The sequence below is a fragment of the Halorubrum tebenquichense DSM 14210 genome (assembly GCF_000337415.1).
In the GTDB taxonomy this organism is placed as follows: domain Archaea; phylum Halobacteriota; class Halobacteria; order Halobacteriales; family Haloferacaceae; genus Halorubrum; species Halorubrum tebenquichense.
Genome location: NZ_AOJD01000022.1, coordinates 1 through 22174, shown reverse-complemented (window position 1 = coordinate 22174; position 22174 = coordinate 1). Strand labels below are relative to the sequence as shown.

Sequence of the window (22174 nt, the reverse complement as noted above, 5' to 3'; positions counted from 1 at the left end):
CCCTCGCGCGACGCTGCTTCGCGGCCGCCGGTGGCGGCCGCTCGCAGGCACGCGCCACCGCAACTACCATTTATAAGCAGTCGTCGCCACCGCTCCGGCCGTTCTCCGCTCAGCTTCGCGAGCGGAGATCGGATCACGTCGGAACCGGATAAGCGTAAAGAGCCGCCGGCGAGAACGAGGCGTATGAACGACACCGCAGGGCTCCGGCTCACGGTGCGTGCCGCCGAGAAGCGGGACGCGGGCCGGGGCATCGCCAGGCTCCCCGAGTCGGCCCGCAAGCGGCTCGCCCTCCTCAGCGGCGACACGGTCGAGGTGCGCGGCGAGCGCACCGCGGTCGCGAAGGTGTGGCCCGGCGGCCCCGACGCCGCCGAGGGCTCCGTCCTCATCGACGCCGACACCCGCGCGAACGCCGGCGTGAAGGTCGGCGACACCGTCACGGTCGCCCCCGTCGACGTCGCCGACGCGGACGCCGTCACCCTCTCCGCCCCCGGCCGCCTCGCCGACGTGGACGTGAGCCGCGAGGTGATAGAGCGGGCGCTCTCCCGAGAGCTCCGCGACCGCCCCGTCACCGAGGGCGAGGCCGTCCACGTCGAGCGGCTCGGCGGCCTCCGCTTCGTCGTCGCCCTGACCGACCCCGCGGGGACCGTCCGCGTCACCGCCTCGACCGACGTGTCGGTCGCCTACGAGGGGGACGCGGACTCCGGGGCGGATTCCGCGGACGCCCCCGCGCGAGCCGGGAGCGGCCCGGACGCGGAACCCGCCGACCGGTCGGGGCCGCCCGGGACCGACGGCCGGCCCGCCGCCGGCGACTCGCCGCCCGAGGAGCGCACGGCGGGCGCGACCTACGAGGACATCGGCGGCCTCGACGAGGAGCTTGAGCTGGTCCGGGAGACGATCGAGCTCCCGCTCTCCGAGCCGGAGGTGTTCACTCGGCTCGGCATCGACCCGCCGAAGGGCGTCCTCCTTCACGGGCCGCCGGGGACGGGGAAGACGCTCATCGCCCGCGCGGTCGCCAACGAGGTGAACGCGACGTTCATCACCGTCGACGGCCCGGAGATCATGTCGAAGTACAAGGGGGAGTCCGAGGAGCGCCTGCGCGAGGTGTTCGAGCGCGCGAGCGAGGACGCCCCGGCGATAATCTTCTTCGACGAGATCGACTCGATCGCGGGGAAACGGGACGACGGCGGCGACGTGGAGAACCGCGTCGTCGGCCAGTTGCTCTCGCTGATGGACGGGCTCGACGCCCGCGGCGACGTGATCGTCATCGGCGCGACGAACCGCGTCGACACCATCGACCCCGCGCTCCGCCGGGGCGGGCGCTTCGACCGCGAGATCGAGATCGGCGTCCCCGGCGAGGCGGGCCGCCGCCAGATCCTCGACGTCCACACGCGGCGGATGCCGCTCGCGGACGACGTTGACTTGGACCGGATCGCGAGCCGCACACACGGGTTCGTCGGGGCCGACATCGAGGGGCTCGCGCAGGAGGCAGCGCTGACCGCCCTCCGGCGAGCGCGCGAGTCCGACGCGCGGGCGCTCGACGACGTGACCGTCGGCAAGGCGGACTTCGAGGCCGCCCACGCGAACGTCGAGCCGAGCGCGATGCGCGAGTACGTCGCCGAGCAGCCGACGACGGACTTCACCGACGTCGGGGGTCTCGACGACGCGAAGGCGGCGCTCGAACGCGCCGTGACGTGGCCGCTGTCCTACGGGCCGCTGTTCGACGCCGCGGGCGCTGACCCGCCGACGGGCGTCCTCCTCCACGGGCCGCCGGGGACCGGGAAGACGATGCTCGCGCGCGCCATCGCCGGCGAGAGCGGCGTCAACTTCATTCAGGTCGCCGGGCCGGAGCTGCTCGACCGGTACGTCGGCGAGTCGGAGAAGGCGGTCCGGGAGCTGTTCGACCGCGCCCGGCAGGCGGCCCCCGCGATCGTCTTCTTCGACGAGATCGACGCGGTCGCGACCGATCGCGACGCGGCCGGCGGCGACGGCTCGGGCGTCGGCGAGCGCGTCGTCTCGCAGCTGCTGACGGAACTGGACCGCGCCAGCGACAACCCGAACCTCGTCGTCCTCGCGGCCACCAACCGGCGGAACGCGCTCGACCGCGCGCTGCTCCGTCCGGGCCGCCTAGAGACGCACGTCGAGGTGCCCGAGCCGGACCGCGAGTCGCGCCGCAAGATCCTCGACGTTCACACCCGCGAGAAACCGGTCGTCGCCGACGTGGACCTCGACCGGCTCGCCGACGAGACGGAGGGGTACTCCGGCGCGGAGATCGCCGCCCTGTCGCGGGCCGCCGCGATGCGCGCCATCGAGCGCGTCGCCGACGAGCACGGCGAGGCGGCCAACGACCACGCCGACGAGGTCGGGATCACCGACGCGGACTTCGACGCGGCGCTCGAATCTGTCCGCCCCGAGACCGCCTGACCGCGGCCGTCGCGTCGGTTCAGTCCTCTCCGGCGGATGCGTCCTCGGTGTCCTCCGCGGAGCCGTGCCCGCCGTGGGCGTGCGCGCCGCCCTCGCCGAGCGCGCCCGCGCCGAACTCGTCGACGGGCGTGACGCTGTAGTCGACCGTGAGCGTGTCCTTCGTCGCGCGGACCTTCCCCACGAACGTCGAGATCTCTTCCAGACAGCCCTCCAGCACGAACAGCTCCATGCAGTACTGTGAGCCGACGTGGCTGTGGAAGTTCGACGCGACGATCCCCTCGTGTTCGTGGCGCAGCCGCATCATCCGCTCCTCGACGCTCGTCGTCTCGTAGTTGAAGAGGACGGTCACCACGGCCATCAGCGCGCGGTCTTCCAGTTTCGCGTCCTCGAACTCGCCGAGGAGGTTCCGGGACGCCTCGCGGACCACCTCGCTGCGGCCGGTGTAGCCGTGTTCCTCGGAGAACTGGTCGATCCGTTCGAGTAACTCCTCGGGCATGGAGACGCTGACGACTGTCATGTATTAACCCACGCAGCAGAAGTTGTTAATGCTTGAGGTCCGGCTCGTCGCCCCCCGAGGCGTCCCCGTCGCCGCCGCTGTCGCCGCCGCCGCTGTCCCCGCCGCTGCCGCTGTCGCCGTCGCCGCTGTCGCCGTCGCCGCCGTCGATCCGCTCGCCGAGCCACCCGTAGTGGTCGAGCAGCGCGGCCTCGCCCGCCTCGGTGAGCGTGTACACGTCGGCGATCCCCTCGGTCCGCCGGTCGAGGTGGCCGCTCTCGACGAGCGCGGAGAGGGTGCTGTAGAAGGAACCGGGGTCGATCCGCTCGTCGTAGTGCGATTCGAGCCGACTCTTCGCCGACTGCGCGCGCAGTTCGCCGTGGTCGTACAGCAGCGCGCAGAGGTCGCGGCGGCGGCCGCTGTGGAACCACTTCGTCATACGGACGGGTTCGGCCGACGCCTCACGACGGTTTCGGTCCCGGGCGGCCGAGGGTGTCTGCTCCGGATATCCGAAATGACAATCATTTCTTCCTAACCAGATAGAGTGCCTTTCTAGACACTGTTTTGGATGATAAACACACGAATGAACCGTATTATGTGTATAAATACGTTTCTACGGAACTTTCTTTATCGGCGATTGTTGTCCGGATCGATATGCGCGCGACCATCCGACGTCTCGTCTGCCGACACCGGTACGAGCGACGCGCCGTGGTGATCGACCGGAACGGAGCGACGGGTTCGGACGGGGTGGCCGGTTCGGACGCGGTGTCCGATTCGGACGGGGTGGCCGGTTCGGACGGGGTGGCCGGTTCGGACGGGGTGGCCGGTCCGCGCGGAGCGACCGATCGGAGCGGTGCGGTCGGCCCGGACGAGGTCGTGGAGCGCTGTCCGAAGTGCGGCAAGGAGCGGTTCCGCGCTCCGACCGGGTCGTAGGGGCGACCGAGCGAGCGGCGCGACCGAGCGAGCGGCGCGACCGCCGAGCGTGCGACGGCGGCTCAGGTCGGCTCCACCAGCTCGTCTAGCCCGCCGACGCGCCGGTCGCCGAGAACGCACCGTCCGCGGTCCTCGTGGCCGACGCGCTCGACGTGGACCGCGTCGAGCCCGGCGTTCCAGGCGGCCGCCACGTCGCTCTCGCCGTCGCCGACGTAGTAGCCGCGGTGTCGACCGGGGTCGACGCCGAGCGACTCCATCGCGGCCTCGATCGGGTCCGGGTCGGGTTTCCACCCGGTCTCGTCGGTACAGCAGACGACCGCGTCGAAGCGGCCGTCGAGGCCGACGCGGTCGAGGACGGGGTCGGCGAGGAACTCCTGACAGTGGGTGACGAGCCCGGTGGGACCGCCGACCTCCGCCACGCGGTCGAGCAGGCGCGCGGCGTCGTCGTGGAGGAACGTCGCCTCCGCGCGGGCGACCGGGTCCTCGACGGCGTGGAACGCCGGCCAGAACGCGTCCGGGTCGACCCCGAGGTCGCGGAGCGTCTCGCCGCGCGGGCCGCCCAGCCCGTGCCAGAGGACGTACGCCTCCCGGTCGGTGAATTCGCGGCCCAGTCGGTCGCCGACCCGGTCGAACACCGTCCGCGTGTACTCCCACTCGGCGTCGACGAGGGTCCCGTCGAGGTCGAACAGGTGGAAGTCGTAGTCGGCGGGGCGCATTCGACAACCCTACGACGGCACCGGATAAATGGGTTGTGAAGCGGCTCCGAAGCCGTTCGAAACGCGCTCAGTCGGCGCTCAAGAACGGGATCGACACGTCGAGCGCGACGGCGACGTTTCCGACGCCGAGACCGACCAGCGCGACGCCGACGAGAAGCGAAATCTGTGAGTCGCCGTTACCGAACATCGCGAGCACGCCCCCCGCCAGCAGGGCGAGGCCGAACCCGAGCAGGACGAACGTCCAGAACACGTTCATCAGGGCGTCCTCGACGGCCTGCCGGACGATCCAGTAGCGGTCGACGGCGTCGTACTCGGGGGCGTCGCGCTCGGTCGCCTCGCCGACGGACTCGCGCTCGGTCGCCCCGTCCGCAGGGTCCGCCGTCTCGGAGAGCGTCTCGGTCACCTCGTCGGAGGGAGGGCACATACCGGACGGACCGCCGCGAGCCGGAATAAATCACCTCCTCGCACCAGCCGCTCAGCCCCGGACGTGGACCGACGACCCGAGGTACTTGTGGAGAACTTCGTCGGCCGAGTCGGCGTTGAACCGGGGCAAGTCCGCCGCGATCGCGTCTTTCAGCGCGTCGAGGTACGCCTCGTCGGTGCGGAGTTCGCGGAAGTCGGCGGCGGCGACGGCGACGCCCGCGGCGTCCGCGACGCCCAGCCGCGACGCCGCCAGCCGTCGGAACGACGGGTCGTCGCCGACTTCGCCGCGCCACAGGCGGTCGCGGAAGAACAGCCACCCGTCGGTGCCGGGCTCGCTCGCCGGGATCTCCGCCGTCGTCTCGAACCGATCGGGGTCGACGGCGGCCTCCGGCGGTTCGAACCGGACTTCGACGCGGAAGACGTAGGCGGCGTCCATCGCGTGTGGTCCGCGGGTCCCGAGGGTAAAAGTACATATCCCTCGGTCCGGTGAACTAACCTGAATGCTGGACCGGCTCCGCGGCGTCGTCGAGCGCGCGTACGGGCGGCACCTGCGCCGCGAGATCGACGACGTCCCCGACCACGTCGCCGTCATTCAGGACGGGAACCGTCGGTACGCCCGCGAGCGCGGCGACGACGCCCCGGACGGCCACCGCGCCGGCGCGGACACCACGGAGCGCGTCCTCGACTGGTGCGCCGACCTCGGCGTCTCGGAGCTCACCCTCTACGCCTTCTCCACGGAGAACTTCGAGCGCCCCGACGAGGAGCTGGAACCCCTCTTCGACCTGCTGGAGCGCAAGCTCCGGGAGTTCGCCGACGCCGACCGCGTCCACGAGCAGGGCGTGCGGGTCCGGGCGATCGGCGACGTGCCCCGCCTCCCGCCCCGCGTCCGCGACGCGGTCGAGTACGCGGAGCGACGCACCGCCGCAAACGACCGGTTCACGCTCAACGTCGCGCTGGCGTACGGCGGCCGGACCGAGCTGCTCGACGCCGCCCGCGACGTCGCCCGGGAGGTCGACGCCGGCGAGATGGACCCCGAGGCGGTCGACGTCGAGACCGTCGAGTCCCGGCTGTACGACCGCCCGATCCGCGACGTCGACCTGATCGTCCGCACGGGCGGCGACGAGCGCACCTCGAACTTCCTCCCGTGGCACGCCAACGGGAACGAGGCCGCCGTCTACTTCTGTGCGCCCTACTGGCCGGAGTTCTCCGAGGCCGACTTCCTGCGCGCGATCCGCACCTACGAGTCGCGCGAGGAGTCGTGGCAGCGCGCGCGGGCGGAGCGGGCCGCCGCGCTGGTCCGCGCGCTCGCCGAGGTTGAGTTCGCCGAGGCCCGCGCCGCCGCCTCCCGGCTCCGGGAGCGCGTCCCGCGGCTCGACGGCAGCGACCTCTCGGACGACGCCCTCGGGGTCGCCGAGCCCGACCCGGCCGCCCCGGTCGAGGGCGAGTCCCCGGAGCCGACGGAGACGGGCTAAGCCGGCCCGGGAGCGATCCCGCCCTCGTTCCGCGTCAGCAGGTACAGCGCGAACGAGGAGAGCCAGTGCGACCCCGCGTAGTCGTCGGTGAGCACGTCCGCGGCCCCGGCCTCGGCGTGGCGGCGCGCCGCGTCGTCCAGCGGCCCTCGGAGGCGGTCGGCCGCCGGCCCCTCTCGCTCCGCCAGCGCGTCGGCCAGCCCCGCGAGACACCACGCCCGGGAGACGTTGAGCCCGATCAGGTGCATCGCCGCGCCGTCACCCTCGTCGGGTTCGACGTCGACGGGCGAGAGCAGCGCGTCGTGCGGCGGCTCGGTGAGGTCCGGGAGGAACTCGTCGAGCCACGCCGCGAACGCCTCCGAGTCGAGGACGCGCCGCATGAGGTCGGCCTCGGCGAGCGCGGGCGAGACGAAGTCCCACCCGACCGGCTCCGCGCCCACGACCGGGTCGGCGTCGTCCGCGTAGAGCCGGCGGGCCGTCGCCTCGGTCTCGCGTTCGATGTCGTCGTCGCCGACGACCCGGGCGTAGTCGAGGACGCCGGCGAGCGCGAACGCGGTGTTGCCGTGCGTGCCGACGCGCTGCGGGCGGTCGACGTCGAGGAACGACTCGCGGACCCCGCGGCGGACCCGGTCTTCGAGGGGGCCGAGCGCCTCGCCCCACGCCTCGGCGCGCGGGTCGTCCCAGAGGCGGAGTTCGGCGGCGAGCCGGAGCAACCACGACCAGCCGTACGGCTCCTCGAAGCCCGGGTTCTCGTCGAGGTACGCGACCTCGCTCGCGACGTTCTCCGCGGTCAGCCGCTCGTCGATGGATGTCTCGATCGCGGTCTCGTCGGGGTGATCGGGGACGAGCCGCAGCGCGCGCACGAGCGCCCAGTGGCTGTGGACCGCCGAGTGCCAGTCGAAGCAGCCGTAGAAGACCGGATGATTCTCGGCGGGGCGCGGCGGTGCCTCCGGCCCCTCGACGACCCCCTGATAGTGCGGGTACTCGGTCTCGACCCCGTCGAGCGGGTGCGCGGCGAGCGCCGTCGCGACGGCGTCGTCAATCGCGTCCGCCCGTCCGTCGCGCAGCGCGTCCGGCGAGAGATCCTCGAAGGCGTTCACGTCCGAGGGTCGGCGGGCCGCCTGTTCAATCGGTCGGTCGCGTGCGATCGGCTGCCACGCGGAGAATCCGTCGCACGCAGAATCAGTTCGTGCGGAGTTACGTTCGACTCCGACCGCTCAGGCTGGGTTCTTTCTCGTGAGGTCGCTCCCGCAGATCGGGCACCGCTCTTTGTTCTCGTCGAAGGTCCGGTTACAGCCGACGCACTGGAACCGCCACTCCCGCTCCTCCGAGATGCCGTCGCGGGCGATCGCCTCGACCGGCAGGTCGAGCCGCTCGGCGACGTTCTGCATCGCGTAGTCGTCGGTAACGAGCGTCGCGTGAAGCTCCAGCGCGGTCGCGATCAGCCGGATGTCGGTGTCGGACAGCTCCGCGGCGTCGCCCGACCCCTTCGCGGCGCGGCGGACCCGGTCGACCGCCTCCGGTGCGGGCACGTGGACCGTCATCCCGGAGCCCTCCATCGCGTCGAAGCGGAGCGCCACCTCGCCGGTGAGCTCCTCGTGGACCGCCGGGATGGAGACCACGTCGTCGTCGGTGGTGTACTCGCGGATGAACGCGGACGAGTCGAGGACTTCCATCAGCGGGCGACGACGATGTAGTCTTTCACCGCCTGCACGTTCGCAACCGGTACTCGGAGCCGCCCCATCTCGTCGACGTCGAAGTCGACGCGTCCGGGCCTGAGCTGTTCGTGCGGGCTGACCAGCAGGTGGTTCAGCTCGCCGGACTCGAGGTTCATCGTGATGTTGTACAGGTCCCCGAGCTCCGTGCCGTCGGCGCTCATCACCGCCTTCCCGGAGAGGTTCTCCGCGAGGATGTCGACCATACCCGCACGGTCCCGGGCGACGGTATTAAACGCCACGGGCCGTCGGACGGACGACGGACGGAGCCCGCGTTCTCCGCCTCGGTTCGTCGCGGCATTTTGAAAGGCTTAACTGACGGCCGGGCGGAACGGACGGTATAACCTTCTCGGGGCGATCACATATGACCGACCACACACACGCGGACACCCTGCGAACCCCCATCGTCGCCGTGCTGGGCCACGTCGACCACGGCAAGACGAGCCTGCTCGACACGATCCGCGGCTCCGCCGTCAGCGAGGGCGAGGCCGGCGCGATCACCCAACACATCGGGGCGACGGACATCCCGCTCGACACCATCTCCGGGATGGCCGGCGAGCTGATCGACCCGTCGGACTTCGATCTGCCCGGCCTGCTGTTCATCGACACGCCCGGCCACCACTCCTTCTCGACGCTGCGCGCCCGCGGCGGCGCGCTCGCCGACATCGCGGTGCTGGTCGTCGACGTCAACGACGGCTTCCAGCCGCAGACGGAGGAGGCGATCGACATCCTCCGGCGGACCGGGACCCCCTTCGTCGTCGCGGCCAACAAGGTCGACACGACCCCGGGGTGGAACCCGCAGGACGGCGAACCGATCCAGCGGAGCATGGAGGCGCAGTCCGAGCGCGCGAAGTCGATGCTCGACGAGAACCTCTACGAGATCATCGGCCAGCTGTCGGACGCCGGCTTCTCCGCGGACCTCTACTGGCGCGTCCAGGACTTCCAGAAGAACATCGGGGTCGTCCCGCTGTCGGCGCTGACCGCCGAGGGCGTCCCGGACCTGCTGACGGTCCTGATGGGACTCTCCCAGCGGTTCATGAAAGAGGAGATGGCCATCGACGTTCGGGGACCGGGGGAGGGGACGGTCCTCGAAGTGAAAGACGAGCGCGGGTTCGGGGCCACCGTCGACACCGTCGTCTACGACGGCGTGATCCGCAACGGCGATCAGATCGTCGTCGGGGGCCAAAACGAGCCGATCGTCACCGAGGTCCGCGCGCTGCTCCGCCCGCGCCCGCTCGCGGAGATCCGCACCGAGAAGGAGTTCGAGAAGGTCGGCGAGATCGGGGCCGCGGCCGGCGTGAAGATCGCCGCGCCCGACCTCGATCAGGCGATGGCGGGCGCGCCGGTCCGCGTCGTCCGCGACCGCACCGTCGACGAGGTCATCGAGGAGGTGAAAGCCGAGCTCGCGGAGATCGAGGTCGACACCGCCGAGAACGGCGTCGTCGTCAAGGCCGACACGCTCGGCTCGCTGGAGGCGATGGCGAACGCCCTCCGCGAGGCCGAGGTCCCCATCCTGCGCGCCGAGGTCGGCGACATCGCGCCCCGCGACATCGCCGTCGCGGAGACCGCCAACCAGGACGAACACAAGGCGATCTTAGGCTTCAACGTCGACCTCCTCCAGAACGCGGAGTCCGACCTTGAGAACGCGGACGTGAAGCTGTTCAAAAACGAGGTCATCTACCAGCTGGTCGAGGACTACGAGCGCTACGTTGAGGAGAAGCAGCGCGCCCAACAGGAGACGGTGCTGGACAAGGTGGTGCGCCCCGCCCGCTTCCGCATCCTCCCCGACCACACGTTCCGGCAGAACGACCCCGCGGTCGTCGGCGTCGAGATCATCGCTGGCACGCTCCAGAACAACCGCAACGTCGGCTACTTCGAGGGCAACGAGTTCGAGCGCGTCGGCGGCCTCTCCGGGATTCAAAAGCAGGGCGAGGACGTCGACGAGGCCCGCTCGGGCGAGCGCGTCAGCATCGCCATCGACGGCCCGACGGTCGGGCGCGACATCGAGGAGGGCGACACCCTCTGGACCGACGTGCCCGAGAAGCACGCGAAGATCCTAGAGCAGGAGCTGAAAGAGGAGATCACCGCCGACGAGCGCGAGGCGCTCCAGGGCTACTTGGAGACGCGTCGCAAGCGGGACCCCTTCTGGGGGAAATAATTTCGAAGAGTAGCGGTTGACTGTACGCGGGGCCAGGTCAAATGCCTACTCATCAAACTGGAGCAACTGCGATTTTCGGAGGGCTTGTATCCGGTCAGGCTACTGGACGTATCCGTAATCTCTGAGGATTTCAACAGAGCCTTGCGGTACCACTTTTGTAGCTTGCTGCTGAAGTTGAGTGTATGTCTTCACCCTCCATTCCTGACTCTCTACAAGATCCAGACGAGGACACTGAGAAGAAGGATTCTGATCAGAGTATCGGATCGCTTCTATTCTGGAATCCAGTTTTACAGACTCTGAGTGTAATGTGTGTGGTTTCTATTGTTGGATGGACTGCCTTTATGGGTGCTGGTGGTGTGACTGAACCGTTTGTTTTCACAACACCACTAGATGAACATCCAGAATCCATCATTCTCTCTATTTACGCACACGCCAATACGACGCATCTGATTAGCAATGCTACGGTAATCGCTATTGTTGGAGGGATTATCTCACTCAATTCGTCTTGGATTCGCTTCCACCTATTCTTCATCTTCAGCGGAGTTGTTGCTGGAGTTACTCAAGCTGTTATTATGGAGTACTATGGAACAGCAATTCCTGCCCTTGGAGCTAGTGGGGCTGGATTTGCCTTAATGGGATATCTAGCAATAGCGAATCCACTTGCTGATTACGTCTCTGGAAAGACGATCTCTGCTCTGGTTCTTATTCTGGCGTCTGGTATTACACTCTACTTTTCACCAGAAGGAAGCGGTATTATGGCTCACTTTACTGGTGCTGTTATCGGGCTGATAGCAGGAAGATTCCACTTATTGAGGGCAAAATAAGGTTATTCTGGCTCTTCAAGTCTAAGATTGTAGTATAGCTCGTCTTCTTCGTCCCGATATCGTGCCTCAGCAAGAATCCCGTTCATCCAGCATACGCTGTCGATATTAATTGGATCTAACTCTACCGGGGATTCGTCGTAATCACTTGACGCCTCGAAAATTATTGGATCATTAACTGGAACTCCATTTTGATCAAAAAATCTCACTGCCATAGACCCATTAGTCTGAACTACTGGTCGGTAAAATCCCTCAAGCAAGAATGGTCCAAAAACTTCCTCGCTATTTGCTTCGATCTCCACAGGGAAGCTGGTGTCTACTTCTTCTGGGGATACAACTGGATGTTGTTCAATAGTGATACTCCAATCGCCCTCTGTCTGAATATCTACAGCGTATTCCTCGGCAGGAAGTTCTACTATCGTTCTTCTGAATGGTTGGTCAAGTTCTACCTCAACGGAATCTACGACTTCTTCACTTGCGTTAAGAAACAAAATCTCCAGATTAGAATCTGTATCGGCACTAAGCACAACGACGCCGTTGTTCTCAATTGAGACTTCTCGGAGACTAGACCCACTTCCTTCTAAAGTAGTCTGAATAATATCGTCCGAAGAGCCAGAGGTGGATTGATCCTCGTTCTCAGAGCCATCATTGCCAGACTGATCCCCATCTTCTGATTCAGGATTTTCTGATGAATCTGATCCTTCTGAATCATCGCTAATGATTCCAGAGGGATCTCCTGAACAACCTGCTAATGTACTAAGTGTACCAACACCTGCTATGGAAATGTACTGTCTACGATCCATGTGCTAATTGTTGCTTTCCTCACCTTTTGACTCTTCCTTCAGTACTTCTTCTCTCAATTCAGTCTATTATTAGACTCTCCACATCTTCATCTGTGGTTTCAGAATCATCTAATTCGCTATCACCATCAGATTTGCTTCCGATAATGTCCGATATATTTGGTCCCTCGTCTCACGCGTACACCAGAATTACCACGGCGACGAACGCTAACTCGCCGCCGACGAGCAGCGCGGCGAGCAGCCACGTCCGGTAGGTCCACAGCCACTCGCGGGCGTCTGCGAACCGGTTTCCGCCGCCCGCCGCCGACCCGGCGCGGTACGCGGGGTCGACCCGCCAGCCCTCGTCGGGGTCGTAGGTCGCGGGGACGCGAGCGCCGACGAGTTCGTCCACGTCGAGCGGCGAGACGCCGGCCGCGTCCAGGAAGTCGAGGAACGCCTCGGACTCCGCCAGCGACCCGTCGCGGGGCGCGTCGAACCGCTCGGTGTGCGTGGCGTCGCCGTGGGGCGGGCGCATCTCGACGACGACGCGGTCGCCGACGGATCGCACCCGCGTGACGATCAGGACGTTCTCCTCGTCGTTGAGGTACGCCTCGCGGAGCCGGCGTTTCACCTCCTCGTCGACGCCCGCGTCGATGTCGTCCGGGAGGGGGTCGGCGTCGGAGGGGTGGGGGTCGGCGTCGGGGTCGTCGGTGCTCTCACGGTCGGCGGTCGTCGAGACGGCCTCGTCACCGCCGGATCGGTCCGCCATCGATCCGGTGTTGACGACGCGCTCTCATAAGGTCACGGCCGCTGTACGTGATTGATTTCGGTGGGAACGATTCGACTTCCTGAGAGAACACGACCGCCGAAGCCCCAGCCGGGAGGCTGTACGATGTAGGAATTGGAGATAAACAGCTGATCGACACGAACACCATCGAAGCCCCAGCCGGGAGGCGGACGCACGCTCGCTGTGCTCCTCGCTCAGTCGCTGTCGCTCCTTCGCTGCGGTGCTTACGTCGCCTGCGTCCGCCTCCCGGCTGCCCCTTCGAGTCCCGCCCCGCACAGCGACCGCACCTCACGCCTCCCCAGCCTCGCGGCTCCCTTCGCTTCGCTCCGGTCGCCGCGTCCCTCGCGCGTGCGCCTCGCGCCCTCCGGGCGCTCGCCGGCACGCGCCACCGCAGTTCAAAATTCGTGGTTCACTGAAGCCGGTAGCGTAAGATTGCGGCGATGCCGCCGAGGTTCGACAGCTGTTCGCCGGGCGCGAACTCGGAGGAGAAGACCACCACGTCGCCGCCCTGCTGTTCGACCGACTCGATCACCTCGTTCACGTCGATCTCCCAGTCCCCGTCGTTCTGGCGCTCGGTGCGGAGCCGCTCGTCGACGACGAGCAGCGTCTCGATCGCGCCGAACTCGGCCGCCTCGGCCACGTCCTCGGGGCCGTACGTCGCCTTCGCGCCCTTCGCGATGTTCTCGGTCAGCTCGTCGATGAGGTTCGCCTCCTTCGAGATGCGGGTCTCCTTCTGTACCTCGTCGACCGCGCCGCGTTTCAGAACCTCGTGGACGCCGCGGTCCCCCGCCGCGGAGGTGTCGACCGTGGTGACGCGGTCGGAGAGGTCGCGGTACTCCTCGTCGACGTAGTCGCGGGCGTCCTGCTTGGTGAACCCCGGTCCCGCGAGGATGACCGCATCGGCGTCGAGGTGCGCGAGCGCGTCGCCGAGCTCGGCGAACAGCTCCTCGCGCGGCCGGGAGTACTCCCCCTTCCCGGTCGGCTTCGTGAACGAGGCGTACTCCTCGGTGCCGTACTGCTGGACCGTGTGGACGAACGCGGCCCCCTCCTCGACGGTCGCGATGGCCACGTCGGGGTTCTCTGCGGCCTCGGTGGCCTCCTCCAGTCGCTCCGTCTGGTCGGGCTTGAAGTGCTTCTCGACGGTGATCTCGTCGTGTTCCTCGACGTTGAGCGTGTGGTGGGCGTTGAGCTGGTCCTCCCGCGAGCAGCCGACGATCACGCCCGAGACGCGGAGGCGGTTGGCGAACCGCGCGAACTCCACGTCCTCGACCTGTAAGGTGACGAAGATGTGCTCGCGCTGCCCGCCGGTGTCCCGCATCTGGTCGTCGTTCCGCTGGATCCGTCGCGTCGTGTCGCCCTCGACGAGGTCCCCGGGTTCGAGGACGTGCGCGAGGTGCCAGAGGTCGTCGACGTTCTCGGGGACGAGCGTGAGCCGCTCCCGGCCCTCCTCGCCGTACCCCCGCTCGGAGATGCGCATGGCCGTGGGTTCGCTCGGGACCGTATCAACCCTTGTCTTCCGGGTCGTCCAGCGCCGGCCCCCACTCGAAGCCGCCGTCGGAGTCCGAACGGTCTCCCCCGGCGTCGCGGTCGGCGGCGGTGACGCCGCGGTCGTCTCCAGCGGCGTCGTGGTCGCCCTCGACCGGAACCGCGCGACCGACCTGAACCGCGGCCGGCGGTTCGTCCCGCACCGGTCGGCCGCCGTCGCCGGACACGACGGGCGTCGGCGGGCCGTCGCGCCCGCGATCAGCGGTGGGGCCGCGATCGGACACGACGCGTCCGCTGTCGGCGAGGTCGCGTCCGCTGTCGGCGTCGCCGGGGCTCGGCGCGTCGGCCGACTCCGGGCCCGGGTTCGCCGTCGCCCTTCCGTCCGCCGGCCCTCCGGCCATCGCCCTGCCGGCCCCGCGTCCGTAGAGGCCGTGGGCGACGACCCGAACGGCGAACGCGACCGCGACGCCGACGACCAGCGGTATCGCGGGCGCGGCGACGGCGGAGCCGACCGCGAGCGCCGCGACGCCGAGCATCCACCCGGTGGCGTACGGACCGGTCGCGGCGACGCCGACCACCCGCCGCGGGTTCAGGCCGCTCCTGAGCCGGCCGGAGGCCGCGAACACGGCGAGCGCCGCGGGCCGGACGTACGCGAACGCGAGGAGGTACGCGCCGACGAGCGCGGCGACGGCAGCGCCGGCGACCGCGGCGACCGCCGCCGGCCCGTTCGGTCCGAGCGTCGATTCGACGCTGGCCGCGACCGATGTCGGGTCGACGGGGCCGGCGACGAGCGCGGCGGCCGCACCGACGACGACCGCGAGTCCGCCCGCGAGCGGCGCGAGCAGCGCCGCCGACAGCAGGACCGACTTGAGCCCGTCGCGGACCAACTCCCCCCAAGCGACGAGCGGGGGCGCGTCCGCCGCGGCCCCCGCGTCGACCGCGTGGCGCGTCACGCGGACGAAGTAGCCGCGGACGACGAGCCACGGCGCGAGCGCGACCGGGGTCGCGACGAGGAACACCGGGCTGACGAAGAGGACGCCGGCGAGCCACAGCGGCGTCAGGGCCCACGCGAGCAGGGTCACCACCCCGCCGACGATGATGACGCCCGCGGCGTCGTCGGTTCGCTTCAGCGCCGTCGCGGCCCCGGTGAGCATGTGACCCGACACAGGGGCGGGAGCGGGATAAATGGTCCCCGGCCCGAGCGTTTATGTCGCTTCGCGGAGTAGCGACAACCGGCCGCGCGGGAAATCGTGTGCCTCTGACAACCCACTTCCGGTCGCCTTCGGGCGGCCGGGCCCCCCGTCCGCGGCTTTCGTTCGACGTTCGTTCCGCTCGTTCTCCAGCCGCGCCGCCGTCGCGTGCCGGTACCGATTTATCCCGCCCCGCCGACGGATCGGGTATGACCGGCGACGAGCGGACGGCCGACGTGGAGCCGGCGCTCCGCAGCTACGGCGTCAGCGTCGAATCGATCGACCCCGGCGACCCGCTGGAGCTGACGTACATGACGGCGTTCCCCGGCCGCGAGATCCACCGCGGCGAGATCGGGCGCGCGCTCAACGCGCTCATCGACCGCGCGGAGGCGGACGAGTGGGACCCGGTCCGCGTCGAGGGAACGGTCGTCCGGTCCCCGGGCGACGTCCTCGGCACGTGGCACGCCGAAGCGGAGTGGTTCGAGGCGCTCAACAGCTACGAGATCTCCGAGACGGAGTTCTCGGCCCGCGTGCTCGACACCGTCACCCACGAGACCGACGGGGAGGCCGACGAAATCGACGAGGTGGCCGACGAGACCGACGAGGTGGCCGACGAGACCGACGAGGTGGCCGACGAGACCGACGAGGTGGCCGACCGGTGACCCGCCGCAACCCGGTCAACCGGGCGCAGCGACGGCTGTCGCGCCCGGCCCGCGAGCGGTTCGCAACGCGCGCGGTGGCGTTCGACGTCGACGGCGCGACCTGCCGCGGGACGCTGTATCTCCCCGGCGGCGACCCCGACGACCCCCCGGTCGTCGTGATGGCCCCCGGACTCGGTGCCGAGCGGACGTTCGGCTACCCCGCGGTCGCGGAGCGGTTCGCCGACGCGGGCTACGCGGCCCTCCTCTTCGATCACCCCGGATTCGGCGACTCCGACGGGGACTCGCAGGCGATCGATCTGGGCCGACAGCGCGCGGCGTACGCGGCCGCGATCGACCGCGTGGAGCGCGTCGACGCCGTCGGCGACGACCTCGTGTTGTGGGGCGCGTCGCTGTCGGCCGCGCACGTCCTCACGCTCGCCGCGGAGCGCCGCGACGTCGACGCGGTCGTCGGCCTCGTCCCGATGCTCGACGGGCGCGCGATCGCCCTGCGACGCGGCGGACGGTACCTCGCGCGCGCCGCCGCCGCGGGACTCCGCGACCGGATCGGCGACCGGTTCGGTCGCGGCCGCACCGTCCCCATCGTGGGCGGGACGGAAGAGCTCGCGGCGATCACGGAGCCCGGAACGAAGCGGAAGTACATCGACTTGGTCGACCGCGACTCGGCGTGGCGCAACGAGACCCCCGCGCGGTCGCTGCTCGGACTGGTCGGCTACCGACCCGTCACGCGCCTCGACGAGATCAGCGCCCCGACGCTCCTCTTGGCCGGGACCGACGACTCCATCGTCGACGCCGACGCGGTCGCGGCGGCCGGCGAGCGACTCGACCGCGGCACGGTGGTCTCGATGCCCGCGGACCACTTCTCGGTGCTCGGCGACGACTTCGAGGGCGCGATCGGTCACCAGCTGTCCTTCCTCAAAGACGCGCTGGAGTAACGCCCTCCCACTGCGACTTGTCCTGATCGACCGCTGCGGTGGCGCGCGCCTACGAGCGGCCGCCCTCGGCGGCCGCGAGGAGCGCGTGCGAGGGAGTCAGTCGGCCGGAGCGAAGCGGAGGCCGGCTGACGAGGCTGGGGAGGAACGAGGCTGCGGTGCTGTGCGGGGGGGGACTCGAAGGGGCAGCCGCGAGGCGGGCGCAGGTGACGTAAGGACCGCAACGAGGGAGCGATAGCGACCGAGTGAGGACCACAGCGAACGTGCGCCCGCCTCGCGGCTGGGGCTTCGGCAGTGGCCCCCGTTGATCGGCGATTCACAACTGATAGGTTCCGCTGAAATACCACGCTTCAGACGCGCTTCGACCAGAAACGGTCGCTGGTGACAATTTATTACCCACGCGTGATCCGCTCAGGAAGACTATTGAAGCTGGATTCGAACACTACTGTATGCCCTCCCTCCGTCGGCGTTCGTTCCTGAAGGCCGTGGGAATAGCAGGAACGGGTGTCTCGGTGGCAGGCTGTTCCGAAATTCGTTCGACAGAGTCTCCGGAGGACCCGCCCGCGGGGAGTTTGAACTTCCGCAACGACCATTCCGTTCCACACGAGATCTCCGTCGAAGTTCTCGACATGGGGACGACGATCGGTGAACGAGTAGACGGGCACGACACGGTTACCGGAACTCCCGATGTCGTAGTCCCTCAACGCGATCTAACCGCGACGGCGGTTGTTGAACCCGGAGAGGCACGGACCTATGAGGCCGTGTTCGAGTCGCAAGTCTGGTACGATGTTCGCTTCACGCTCGACGACGAGTACCCCGGAGAAGACTCCGCACGAACCGTCTTCAAACCGGTTCATCCGGATGCCGACATTACTGGTCGGACACTGGAGGGGAGAGTGTCGGAAGGCGGGGAATTTTCGTGGGCGGTATCGGCGATCGGTAATCCGTGACCGGAATTCGTCTGACTGGCTTACCTCGCCGAGATCGTCTGACGACTATCGATCCGCGCCGACCGCTTAAGTGACCGCACCGCCCAGCAAACTCTATGACAGCGATCGCGATGTTGAGCGTCGCGCCGGTGATCGAGGAGAGCATGGCGGACGAGGTCGCGAAGGCCGTCGCCGCGCTCGACGACTTCGACGTGAGCTACGAGACGAATCCGATGGGGACCGTCATCGAGGCCGACGACGCGGAGACGCTGTTCGCGGCCGCGGCGGCCGCCCACGAGGCGGTCGACGGCGACCGCGTCTCCACGGTCCTCAAGATCGACGACAAGCGGACGAGCGAGTCGTCGGCCGCCGACAAGGTCACCGCCGTCGAGGACCACCTCGGCCGGGAGGCGAAGCGGGAGCGCTGAGGCGACCCGCCCGAAGATATTCGTTAGTAGTATCAGTCAGTAATTGCTTCTCGGTCGCATGGCAGTCGTAGTCACCGGAGCGAGTCGGGGCATCGGGCGAGCGACCGCGGTCGAACTCGCCGACCGCGACGTCGTTGTCGACTACCGGTCCGATGAGGAGGCCGCCGCCGAGACGGCGCGACGGGTCCGCGACGCGGGCGGGTCGGCCGTGACGGTTCGGGCCGACGTGAGCGAGAGCGCGGCCGCGGACCGACTGATCGAGACGGCCGTCGACGAGTTCGGCTCGCTCGACGCGGTCGTCAACAACGCCGGCATCACGCGGCCGAGCCGACTGGAGGAGACGACCGACGAGGCCTGGGAGTCGGTGATCGGCACCAACCTCTCGGGCGCGTTCCGCGTCACCCGCGCCGCGGCTCCGCACCTCCGCGAGAGCGGGGGCGACGTCGTCTTCCTCTCCAGCGTCGGCGGCACGCTCGGCACGGTCGACGCCGGGTACGCCGCGAGCAAGGCCGGCCTCCACGGACTGACACGCGCGCTGGCCCGGGAACTCGGCCCGGACGGCGTCCAAGTCAACGCGGTCGCTCCCGGGCCGGTCGACACCGACCTCAACGACGTCATCCTCGATCACCTCGAATCGATCGAGTTCCGGGGCCACGAGAACGTCGACACCCACCTCCCCGAGTACGCCTGCGACCCGGCGACCGTCGCCGACTCCGTCCGCTACCTGATCGACAACGACCACGTCCACGGGGAGGTGTTGGGGGTCGACGGCGGGATGCACCTCTGATCGGGGTCCGACCGGTTCGGGCTACGCGGCGTCCACGTCCACCTCGCCGCCCGCCGTCGCGTCGCCGGCGGGGTTCTCGACCGTCACGTCGACGGTCGTCGTTCGGACGACGGTCGCCTCGTCGCCGCCGCCGGCGACGTCCGCACGGAACACCACGTCCAGCGTCGTCGTCTCCGCTTCTCCTCCCGGTAGATCGGTCGCGGAGAGCGTCTCGCTCGTCACCGCGTCGCCCCGTGCGGTCGCGTCGGCGCGCGCGAACCGAACCGCGAGCCCGCCGTCAACCGCGTCGAAGTCGAGTGGAGCGTCGGCGTTCCCCTCCGTCGACCCCTCGACCGAGGCGACGTCTCCGGGCGTCGCGTCCGACTCCGCGGCGGTCAGCGTCTCCCGATACACCTCGTCGACGCCGGCGTCGGCCCCCACGGCGAGCGAGAGCGTCACGCGCTCGACGCCCTCCGAGAAGTCGGTCCACGACACCGTCACCCTCGGCGAGAGATAGACGGACTCGATCCGCCCGTCGTTGCTCGTGACCGTCGGCGCGTCGCCGGCCTCGAATGCCGCGGGGTCGCCGTCGACCGCGGCCGCCGGTCGGCTCGACGCGGCGAGCGCGCCGATGCCGGCGAGCCCCGACCCTCCGACTGCGGCGACGCCACTCAGTAGCGACCGACGAGAGACCGCCTCGGACGAACCGCCGTTCCGCGAGTGATCGCTCATCTCGCCTCGGGGTGGCCGCGGTATCCGACATAAGCGTCCGGTCGGCCGACCGTCGCCGCCCGAAGTCAGCCCTTGATGTTACACACCGGGAACGTCCGCGCGACCTTGTCGCCGATGCCGAGGTCGTCGCTGACGCGGATCACCTCGTCGATGTCCTTGTAGACGCCGGGGGCCTCCTCCGCGATGGTCGCGCCCGACTCCGCTTTCACGTAGATCTGCTGGCCGTCCTCCAGGTCGTCCTGTACGTCGCCGCCCCAGAACTCCTGTTTCGCCTGCGTCCGGCTCATCAGGCGGCCGGCACCGTGCGCGGTCGAGCCGAACGACACCGACATCGACTCGTCGCCGCCTCGGAGGACGTACGAGCCGGCCCCCATGCTCCCCGGGATGATGACCGGCTGACCCACGCCGCGGTAGACCTCGGGCACGTCCGCGTTGCCCGCGGGGAACGCCCGCGTCGCGCCCTTGCGGTGGACGTACAGCTCGCGCTCCTCGCGGTCGGCGACCGCGTCGCCGACGGCCGGGTTCCCGTCGGCGTCGACGCCGATCTCGTGGGTCTCCTTCTTCGCGATGTTGTGTGCCACGTCGTACAGCAGTTCCATTCCGAGGTCGTCGATCGGGTCGGCGTCGAACACCTCGCCGAACGTCTCGCGGGCCTGGTGGGTGATCAGCTGGCGGTTCGCCCACGCGAAGTTGATGCACGCGCCCATCGCCCCGTAGTACTCCTCGGCCAGCTCCGAGCCGGCCGGAGCGGCCGCCAGCTCCTTGTCCGGCAGGTCGTCGAGGAGGTCGCCGTGCTCCCGCTCGATCCGGCGGAGGTAGTCGTTACACGTCTGGTGGCCCAGCCCGCGGCTCCCGCAGTGGATCAGGACGACGATCCCGTCCTCGCGGAGGCCGTACTCGGCGGCGACGTCCTCGCGGAACACGTCGGTGACGCGCTGGACCTCGAGGAAGTGGTTCCCCGAGCCGAGCGACCCCATCTGGTTGCGACCGCGGTCCATCGCCTTCTGGGAGACGTACTCCGGGCGGGCGTCGAGGCGTCGGCCCTCGTCCTCGCAGCGCGCGAGGTCGCTCTCGACACCGTACCCTTCCTCGACGGCCCACTCGACGCCGCGCTCTAAGGCCCCCTCGATCGCGTCCGCGGTCCCGCCGATGACGCCGCCGCCGCCCAGCCCCGAGGGGATCGCCTCGAACAGCGCGTCGACCAACTCCTCCTCGCGGCCCCGCACGTCGTCGTAGGTGAGGTCCGTCCGCACCATGCGGACGCCGCAGTTGATGTCGTAGCCGACCGCTCCGGGGGATATACAGCCGTTCTCGGCGTCGATCGCGCCGACGCCGCCGACCGGGAACCCGTACCCCTGGTGGCCGTCGGGCATACACAGCGCGGGCGCGGCGATCCCGGGGAGGTGCGTCGCGTTGCGGAGCTGTTCGAGGGTGTCGTCCCCGCCGATCTCTTCGAGGAGCGACTCGCTGGCGAGCACCCGCGCGGGGACGTTCATGTCGCCCTCGCGGGGGAGCTCCCAGACGTGTTCGCGCACCTTCCGCAGCTCGAATCCGGCGACTTCGCGCGTGGTCATACGCCGGAGTTCGACGCGGGCGGGGAAGGGCGTTGCGTCAGGCGGGCGCGACGCGGCAGGCGTCGTCGCCGACGCCCGCGGCCGTGACCGTGACCGCTACCGGTTCGCGGGATCGATCGGGAGCCACCCGATCCCGCCGTCGGCGAGGGTGAACGCGGCGAACGCTCGCCCCAGCACGACGCCGTAGGCGAGGTGCGCGACCGCGATGACGACGCCGAACTCGAAGCTCGCGGTGAGTCCCGGGAACGGGAGCGTCGGCACCGGGAGCGACGTCGCGCCCTCGATCGCGATGGCGGCCGGCAACAGCAGCCCGCCGGTGAGCACGCCGAGCAGCGCGGAGTGGACGACACCGAGCGAGACGCACCCTCCCACGTCCTCGCGCATCTCCGCGAAGAAGGACCGGTCGAAGACGGCGACGAAGAACGCGCCGAACAGCGCGCTGTTGAACAGGTGGACGAGCCACCCCGCGAGCGTCGTCTCGACGCCGATCAGCGCGCCGATCGTCGGCATGAGCCCCAGCGCGCCGTGGAGCAGGACCCCCATCACCGCGCCGGCGACGAATCCGGCGGCCGCGCCGGCCCGCCAACGCCGGCCGGGGTCGGTCGGTTCGATCGCCTCGTCTCGACCAGGGTTCGACATACGTTACCAAGGAACTCGAAATCCATAACGGTTTTCACCGATTCCGCCGTCCGTGGCCGCGAGCGTTCGTCACACGTCGAACACGACGTACGCGTACCACCTGTCTCTTATACACATCTCTGAGC

The 22174-nt window shown here is 68.9% G+C and carries 25 protein-coding genes; 10 read left to right on the top strand and 15 right to left on the bottom strand.

What is annotated here, in order from left to right; all coding sequences use genetic code 11:
• The first annotated feature begins 183 nt into the window (after positions 1–183).
• Complete coding sequence (locus C472_RS02435) at positions 184–2421, top strand: AAA family ATPase (RefSeq protein WP_006628199.1); 2238 nt, start codon at positions 184–186, stop codon at positions 2419–2421.
• A 19-nt stretch (positions 2422–2440) separates the two neighbouring features.
• Here the strand turns inward: C472_RS02435 and C472_RS02430 are convergent, their stop codons facing one another.
• Complete coding sequence (locus C472_RS02430; protein ID WP_049906219.1) at positions 2441–2938, bottom strand: CopG family ribbon-helix-helix protein; 498 nt, start codon at positions 2936–2938, stop codon at positions 2441–2443.
• A gap of 25 nt (positions 2939–2963) precedes the next feature.
• Positions 2964–3353, bottom strand: a complete 390-nt coding sequence (locus C472_RS02425; protein ID WP_006628197.1) for a helix-turn-helix transcriptional regulator — start codon at positions 3351–3353, stop codon at positions 2964–2966.
• A gap of 215 nt (positions 3354–3568) precedes the next feature.
• Here C472_RS02425 and C472_RS17965 point away from each other — a divergent pair, with 215 nt between their 5' ends.
• Positions 3569–3847, top strand: a complete 279-nt coding sequence (locus tag C472_RS17965) for a hypothetical protein (protein ID WP_006628196.1) — start codon at positions 3569–3571, stop codon at positions 3845–3847.
• Positions 3848–3909: 62 nt separating this feature from the next.
• Here the strand turns inward: C472_RS17965 and C472_RS02415 are convergent, their stop codons facing one another.
• The 3 genes from C472_RS02415 to lwrS all read right to left on the bottom strand — a co-directional run bounded on the left by C472_RS02415 (position 3910) and on the right by lwrS (position 5422).
• Positions 3910–4563, bottom strand: coding sequence for an HAD family hydrolase (locus tag C472_RS02415; RefSeq protein WP_006628195.1), 654 nt, complete (start codon positions 4561–4563; stop codon positions 3910–3912).
• Between the two features lie 67 nt (positions 4564–4630).
• Positions 4631–4987 (bottom strand): hypothetical protein, encoded by a 357-nt coding sequence (locus C472_RS02410; RefSeq protein WP_049906218.1) that lies wholly within the window; start codon positions 4985–4987, stop codon positions 4631–4633.
• 51 nt (positions 4988–5038) lie between these two features.
• Entirely contained in the window at positions 5039–5422 is a 384-nt protein-coding gene (gene lwrS / locus C472_RS02405) for an LWR-salt protein (protein ID WP_006628193.1), read from the bottom strand.
• Positions 5423–5486: 64 nt separating this feature from the next.
• Here lwrS and uppS point away from each other — a divergent pair, with 64 nt between their 5' ends.
• The gene (gene uppS, locus C472_RS02400) at positions 5487–6458 is read left to right on the top strand and encodes a polyprenyl diphosphate synthase (RefSeq protein WP_006628192.1); all 972 of its coding nucleotides are present in this window, start codon (positions 5487–5489) and stop codon (positions 6456–6458) included.
• Here uppS and C472_RS02395 read toward each other — a convergent pair.
• The 3 genes from C472_RS02395 to C472_RS02385 all read right to left on the bottom strand — a co-directional run bounded on the left by C472_RS02395 (position 6455) and on the right by C472_RS02385 (position 8376).
• Positions 6455–7555 carry a DUF2891 domain-containing protein gene (locus C472_RS02395; protein ID WP_006628191.1) on the bottom strand — a complete coding sequence of 367 codons (1101 nt, stop codon included), beginning with the start codon at positions 7553–7555 and terminating at the stop codon, positions 6455–6457. The genes uppS and C472_RS02395 overlap by 4 nt on opposite strands.
• Before the next feature lie 117 nt (positions 7556–7672).
• On the bottom strand, positions 7673–8131 hold the full coding sequence (locus C472_RS02390; RefSeq protein WP_006628190.1) for an NOB1 family endonuclease: 459 nt from the start codon (positions 8129–8131) through the stop codon (positions 7673–7675).
• Positions 8131–8376 carry a PRC-barrel domain-containing protein gene (locus C472_RS02385; protein ID WP_006628189.1) on the bottom strand — a complete coding sequence of 82 codons (246 nt, stop codon included), beginning with the start codon at positions 8374–8376 and terminating at the stop codon, positions 8131–8133. Before C472_RS02385 ends, C472_RS02390 begins: the two co-directional genes overlap by 1 nt.
• A 158-nt stretch (positions 8377–8534) precedes the next feature.
• On the opposite strand from C472_RS02385, the gene infB reads away from it, so the two are divergent.
• Both infB and C472_RS16135 read left to right on the top strand, forming a co-directional pair.
• A complete protein-coding gene (infB, locus tag C472_RS02380) occupies positions 8535–10328 on the top strand; it encodes a translation initiation factor IF-2 (protein WP_006628188.1) in 1794 nt (597 codons plus the stop codon).
• A gap of 182 nt (positions 10329–10510) precedes the next feature.
• Positions 10511–11152: a rhomboid family intramembrane serine protease gene (locus tag C472_RS16135; RefSeq protein ID WP_006628187.1), complete on the top strand. Its 642-nt coding sequence runs from the start codon at positions 10511–10513 to the stop codon at positions 11150–11152.
• 2 nt (positions 11153–11154) lie between these two features.
• Here C472_RS16135 and C472_RS16835 read toward each other — a convergent pair whose 3' ends face one another.
• The 4 genes from C472_RS16835 to C472_RS02360 all read right to left on the bottom strand — a co-directional run bounded on the left by C472_RS16835 (position 11155) and on the right by C472_RS02360 (position 15354).
• The gene (locus C472_RS16835) at positions 11155–11952 is read right to left on the bottom strand and encodes a hypothetical protein (protein ID WP_152420587.1); all 798 of its coding nucleotides are present in this window, start codon (positions 11950–11952) and stop codon (positions 11155–11157) included.
• A 169-nt stretch (positions 11953–12121) separates the two neighbouring features.
• Positions 12122–12697: a hypothetical protein gene (locus tag C472_RS02370; RefSeq protein WP_006628185.1), complete on the bottom strand. Its 576-nt coding sequence runs from the start codon at positions 12695–12697 to the stop codon at positions 12122–12124.
• A 427-nt stretch (positions 12698–13124) separates the two neighbouring features.
• Complete coding sequence (locus C472_RS02365) at positions 13125–14192, bottom strand: mRNA surveillance protein pelota (protein WP_006628184.1); 1068 nt, start codon at positions 14190–14192, stop codon at positions 13125–13127.
• 25 nt (positions 14193–14217) lie between these two features.
• Entirely contained in the window at positions 14218–15354 is a 1137-nt protein-coding gene (locus tag C472_RS02360) for a DUF4013 domain-containing protein (RefSeq protein ID WP_006628183.1), read from the bottom strand.
• Between the two features lie 245 nt (positions 15355–15599).
• Here C472_RS02360 and C472_RS02355 point away from each other — a divergent pair, with 245 nt between their 5' ends.
• The 5 genes from C472_RS02355 to C472_RS02340 all read left to right on the top strand — a co-directional run bounded on the left by C472_RS02355 (position 15600) and on the right by C472_RS02340 (position 19125).
• Positions 15600–16052: a hypothetical protein gene (locus C472_RS02355; protein ID WP_006628182.1), complete on the top strand. Its 453-nt coding sequence runs from the start codon at positions 15600–15602 to the stop codon at positions 16050–16052.
• A complete protein-coding gene (locus C472_RS02350) occupies positions 16049–16984 on the top strand; it encodes an alpha/beta hydrolase (RefSeq protein WP_006628181.1) in 936 nt (311 codons plus the stop codon). Before C472_RS02355 ends, C472_RS02350 begins: the two co-directional genes overlap by 4 nt.
• 446 nt (positions 16985–17430) lie before the next feature.
• Complete coding sequence (locus C472_RS16130) at positions 17431–17931, top strand: hypothetical protein (RefSeq protein WP_082238223.1); 501 nt, start codon at positions 17431–17433, stop codon at positions 17929–17931.
• Between the two features lie 95 nt (positions 17932–18026).
• On the top strand, positions 18027–18338 hold the full coding sequence (locus tag C472_RS02345; RefSeq protein WP_006628180.1) for an MTH1187 family thiamine-binding protein: 312 nt from the start codon (positions 18027–18029) through the stop codon (positions 18336–18338).
• Positions 18339–18396: 58 nt separating this feature from the next.
• Positions 18397–19125, top strand: a complete 729-nt coding sequence (locus C472_RS02340) for an SDR family NAD(P)-dependent oxidoreductase (protein WP_006628179.1) — start codon at positions 18397–18399, stop codon at positions 19123–19125.
• A 21-nt stretch (positions 19126–19146) separates the two neighbouring features.
• Here the strand turns inward: C472_RS02340 and C472_RS02335 are convergent, their stop codons facing one another.
• The 3 genes from C472_RS02335 to C472_RS02325 all read right to left on the bottom strand — a co-directional run bounded on the left by C472_RS02335 (position 19147) and on the right by C472_RS02325 (position 22049).
• A complete protein-coding gene (locus C472_RS02335; protein WP_006628178.1) occupies positions 19147–19836 on the bottom strand; it encodes a hypothetical protein in 690 nt (229 codons plus the stop codon).
• Positions 19837–19901: 65 nt separating this feature from the next.
• On the bottom strand, positions 19902–21410 hold the full coding sequence (locus C472_RS02330) for an RtcB family protein (protein ID WP_006628177.1): 1509 nt from the start codon (positions 21408–21410) through the stop codon (positions 19902–19904).
• Between the two features lie 96 nt (positions 21411–21506).
• The gene (locus tag C472_RS02325; RefSeq protein WP_006628176.1) at positions 21507–22049 is read right to left on the bottom strand and encodes a hypothetical protein; all 543 of its coding nucleotides are present in this window, start codon (positions 22047–22049) and stop codon (positions 21507–21509) included.
• Positions 22050–22174: the final 125 nt, after the last annotated feature.

Coding starts and splice junctions, on each gene's coding strand:
- C472_RS02435 (WP_006628199.1), top strand. CDS start 184: ATGAACGACACCGCAGGGCTCCGGCTCACGGTGCGTGCCGCCGAGAAG.
- C472_RS02430 (WP_049906219.1), bottom strand. CDS start 2,938: ATGACAGTCGTCAGCGTCTCCATGCCCGAGGAGTTACTCGAACGGATC.
- C472_RS02425 (WP_006628197.1), bottom strand. CDS start 3,353: ATGACGAAGTGGTTCCACAGCGGCCGCCGCCGCGACCTCTGCGCGCTG.
- C472_RS17965 (WP_006628196.1), top strand. CDS start 3,569: ATGCGCGCGACCATCCGACGTCTCGTCTGCCGACACCGGTACGAGCGA.
- C472_RS02415 (WP_006628195.1), bottom strand. CDS start 4,563: ATGCGCCCCGCCGACTACGACTTCCACCTGTTCGACCTCGACGGGACC.
- C472_RS02410 (WP_049906218.1), bottom strand. CDS start 4,987: ATGTGCCCTCCCTCCGACGAGGTGACCGAGACGCTCTCCGAGACGGCG.
- lwrS (WP_006628193.1), bottom strand. CDS start 5,422: ATGGACGCCGCCTACGTCTTCCGCGTCGAAGTCCGGTTCGAACCGCCG.
- uppS (WP_006628192.1), top strand. CDS start 5,487: ATGCTGGACCGGCTCCGCGGCGTCGTCGAGCGCGCGTACGGGCGGCAC.
- C472_RS02390 (WP_006628190.1), bottom strand. CDS start 8,131: ATGGAAGTCCTCGACTCGTCCGCGTTCATCCGCGAGTACACCACCGAC.
- C472_RS02385 (WP_006628189.1), bottom strand. CDS start 8,376: ATGGTCGACATCCTCGCGGAGAACCTCTCCGGGAAGGCGGTGATGAGC.
- infB (WP_006628188.1), top strand. CDS start 8,535: ATGACCGACCACACACACGCGGACACCCTGCGAACCCCCATCGTCGCC.
- C472_RS16135 (WP_006628187.1), top strand. CDS start 10,511: ATGTCTTCACCCTCCATTCCTGACTCTCTACAAGATCCAGACGAGGAC.
- C472_RS16835 (WP_152420587.1), bottom strand. CDS start 11,952: ATGGATCGTAGACAGTACATTTCCATAGCAGGTGTTGGTACACTTAGT.
- C472_RS02370 (WP_006628185.1), bottom strand. CDS start 12,697: ATGGCGGACCGATCCGGCGGTGACGAGGCCGTCTCGACGACCGCCGAC.
- C472_RS02365 (WP_006628184.1), bottom strand. CDS start 14,192: ATGCGCATCTCCGAGCGGGGGTACGGCGAGGAGGGCCGGGAGCGGCTC.
- C472_RS02360 (WP_006628183.1), bottom strand. CDS start 15,354: ATGCTCACCGGGGCCGCGACGGCGCTGAAGCGAACCGACGACGCCGCG.
- C472_RS02355 (WP_006628182.1), top strand. CDS start 15,600: ATGACCGGCGACGAGCGGACGGCCGACGTGGAGCCGGCGCTCCGCAGC.
- C472_RS16130 (WP_082238223.1), top strand. CDS start 17,431: ATGCCCTCCCTCCGTCGGCGTTCGTTCCTGAAGGCCGTGGGAATAGCA.
- C472_RS02345 (WP_006628180.1), top strand. CDS start 18,027: ATGACAGCGATCGCGATGTTGAGCGTCGCGCCGGTGATCGAGGAGAGC.
- C472_RS02340 (WP_006628179.1), top strand. CDS start 18,397: ATGGCAGTCGTAGTCACCGGAGCGAGTCGGGGCATCGGGCGAGCGACC.
- C472_RS02335 (WP_006628178.1), bottom strand. CDS start 19,836: ATGAGCGATCACTCGCGGAACGGCGGTTCGTCCGAGGCGGTCTCTCGT.
- C472_RS02330 (WP_006628177.1), bottom strand. CDS start 21,410: ATGACCACGCGCGAAGTCGCCGGATTCGAGCTGCGGAAGGTGCGCGAA.
- C472_RS02325 (WP_006628176.1), bottom strand. CDS start 22,049: ATGTCGAACCCTGGTCGAGACGAGGCGATCGAACCGACCGACCCCGGC.